Origin of the sequence: Nakamurella sp. (assembly GCF_048594475.1) — a bacterium.
Taxonomy (GTDB): Bacteria; Actinomycetota; Actinomycetes; order Mycobacteriales; family Nakamurellaceae; genus Nakamurella.
Map to the genome: position 1 here is coordinate 1 of NZ_JBMDXT010000267.1, position 2,523 is coordinate 2,523.

General features: G+C 73.1%; 3 protein-coding genes. All 3 read right to left on the reverse strand.

The window, feature by feature from the left end:
- Nucleotides 1–386 precede the first annotated feature (386 nt).
- Genes trmB through ACOJUF_RS12415 form a run of 3 tightly spaced genes read right to left on the reverse strand, consistent with a single transcriptional unit; the run spans nt 387 to nt 2,360 of the window.
- Complete coding sequence (gene trmB, locus ACOJUF_RS12405; RefSeq protein ID WP_420122158.1) at nt 387–1,109, reverse strand: tRNA (guanosine(46)-N7)-methyltransferase TrmB; 723 nt, start codon at nt 1,107–1,109, stop codon at nt 387–389.
- 40 nt (nt 1,110–1,149) lie between these two features.
- On the reverse strand, nt 1,150–1,614 hold the full coding sequence (locus tag ACOJUF_RS12410; RefSeq protein WP_420122159.1) for a hypothetical protein: 465 nt from the start codon (nt 1,612–1,614) through the stop codon (nt 1,150–1,152).
- Nucleotides 1,611–2,360 carry a hypothetical protein gene (locus ACOJUF_RS12415; protein WP_420122160.1) on the reverse strand — a complete coding sequence of 250 codons (750 nt, stop codon included), beginning with the start codon at nt 2,358–2,360 and terminating at the stop codon, nt 1,611–1,613. The genes ACOJUF_RS12410 and ACOJUF_RS12415 overlap by 4 nt, the downstream gene beginning before the upstream one ends.
- Nucleotides 2,361–2,523 lie beyond the last annotated feature (163 nt).

Consider the following 2,523-nt stretch of genomic DNA (forward strand, 5'->3'; position numbering starts at 1 on the left):
TCGACGCCGGCCTGGAGGACCCACCCACGGCACATCTGTGACGGGTCACCCGAAACCTCGCGCGAACGAGGGACCGGGGACAGGCTTCTGATCAGGCCACCAGGTGAGCAGGCCGGCGTCGGCGCCCAGGACGACACGTCAGCTAGAAGGCACGCCCAAGCGGCCAGATCCACGCCGAGTCAATCCCGAACACCAACACCGAACCCTGCCAGAACCACCAGAACCGGTGCCCACCCAGACTCACAGATCCGCGCGGGCAGGGGCAGGGGCAGGGGTGGGGGCAGGGAACGGGCGGGCTCCGGCCGGGCCCGGGCGGGCGGGGCGGGGGTGATCCGCGTGCGCCGGGGGTGGCGGCGATCGGGGGGCTACCTGGGGTCCACGGACGGCTAGCGGCGGACGAACTCCAGATCGCGGATGACGTGGCCGGCGGCCAGGCCGCGGCGTTCGAAGCGGGTCGGCGGGCGGAAGGCCGGCCGGGGTGCCCAGCCGGCATTGGCGTTGCGCAGGGTCCGGGTCGCGGTGCAGGCGGCCAGCATCTGCTCGGCGTAGGTCTCCCAGTCGGTGGCCAGCCGGAAGACGCCGCCCTTGCGCAGCCGGGAGGCCACCAGCGCGGTGAAGTCCGGGGTGACCAGGCGGCGCTTGTGGTGCCGGGTCTTGGGCCACGGGTCGGGGAAGAACAGCCAGACCTCGGCCAGGGATGCCGGGGCGATCAGGTCGGTGAGCAGCGCGACGGCGTCCTCCCGGACGAGCCGCACGTTCGTCACGCCCACCCGGTTGAGGTGGTGCAAGGTCTGCGCGACGCCCGGCTTGTAGACCTCCGCGGCGACCAGGTCGATCTCGGGCCGGCCCGCCGCCATCTGCGCGGTCGCCTCGCCCATGCCCGAGCCGATCTCCAGCACCGGGTCGCCGTGGCGGCCGAACAGCGCGGGGAAGTCGACCGGTCCGTCGAAGTCCGTCGGGTCGCGGTACCAGGCGTCCGCGTGCGCCTCGAACGCGCGGCGCTGCACCGGGTTGAGCCGGCCGCCGCGGGGATGGAAGCTGACCACCCGCCGGAAGTGGGCGGGCAGCCCGTCGTCCGGCGCGGTCGTGACGATCCTGGTGTCCTGCACAGCAGGCAAGGATAGGGCGGCGGACCCCTCCGGCGGGGGATCAGTCACCGGTGGCCTGCTGCTCCCGGTGTTTCATCTCTGCCTCGAACACGTGCGGCCGGCCAGCCGATAGCCGCTCCCGGACCAGCTCGTCGACCGCTCGGAAGACCCGGAAGTACTGCTCGTCGTACGCCTCCACCAGCTGGAACGTCCAGAACCCGGGTACGACGTCGCGCCCCACGAGCACCTGCTCGATCTCGGCGGCCAGCTCGTCGTGGCCGGCCGAGCGCAGCTCCCCGACGGCCTCCTGCAGGGCCAGATCGGCCTCACCGGACATCCGGTGGAAGCCGTAGAGGAAGCCGCGGGCGTTCTCCACCACCTCGAACGCCGCCGACAGCTTGCCCACGGCCTCGACGGTGGCGTCCGAGGTGCCGTCGGGGCGGGGATGGGCCACCGCCCGGTCGGGATGCTTGGCGCTGCCGAACCGCGCTACCAGACCCGCGGCGTCGGGGCCGTCGCCGGTCATGCGTCCCGCTTCTGCAGCAGCAGCAGTGCGATCAGCCAGAGCCCGACCGCGGTGCCGGCGAAGACCAGCAGACCCTGCAATGCGTCGGGCCCGCCACCGGGCTGGAACAGGTTGGCGATGCCGGTGGTCGGGGCGACGATCTTGTCCGAGGCGGCGAACGGGAGCCACGGTCCGACCTTCTCGCCGACCGTCGGGATCAGGCTGAACAGGCTCTCGATGATGAGCGGCCAGAGCAGCAGGATGGCGATCGCGCCGGCCGATTGACGCACGATCGTGCCGACCGAGACGGCGATCACGGCGGCGATCGCGAAGATCGCCCCGTAGCCGACGACCTGCCGCCACTCGTCCCAGGTGGCCAGCTCCAGGCGGACCGGCGGATCCTGGGCCAGCGCCTTGGCCAGGAAGAACGAGGCCAGCGCGGCGAGCAGTCCGACGACGCCCCCGATCAGCGCGAGCAGCACCGTCTTGGCCAGCAGTACCCGGGGCCGCCGGGGCACGCCCAGGAACGTGTTCCGGATCGTGCCGAACCGGTACTCGGTGGTGACGGCCAGGGCGGCCAGCACCATGTAGATGCTCATGCCCAGGCCGACGCCCCGCAGGAAGATGTAGGGCAGGGCCGCCTGGCCGTTCTCGACCAGGCCGAACAGGGTGGCGAAGCCCAGGGCGGCGGCCGCGATCGCGGCCAGGCACCAGTACGGCGATCGGGTCGAGAACAACTTGATGCGTTCGACGTTGAGCAGGGTCATCGGGGGCCCTCCGGCGGCAGAGGCGGAACGGGTCCGGGCGGCGGCCAGCCGGCCGGGGCGGCGCCCGGCGGCGGCATCGCGGCCGTCGCCCCCGGGGCCGGACCCGCACCCGCCACCGGATGGAGCCCGGGCCCGGGCCCGGCGGCCGGCGGACCGGACGGCG

Coding starts and splice junctions, on each gene's coding strand:
- ACOJUF_RS12410 (WP_420122159.1), bottom strand. CDS start 1,614: ATGACCGGCGACGGCCCCGACGCCGCGGGTCTGGTAGCGCGGTTCGGC.
- ACOJUF_RS12415 (WP_420122160.1), bottom strand. CDS start 2,360: ATGACCCTGCTCAACGTCGAACGCATCAAGTTGTTCTCGACCCGATCG.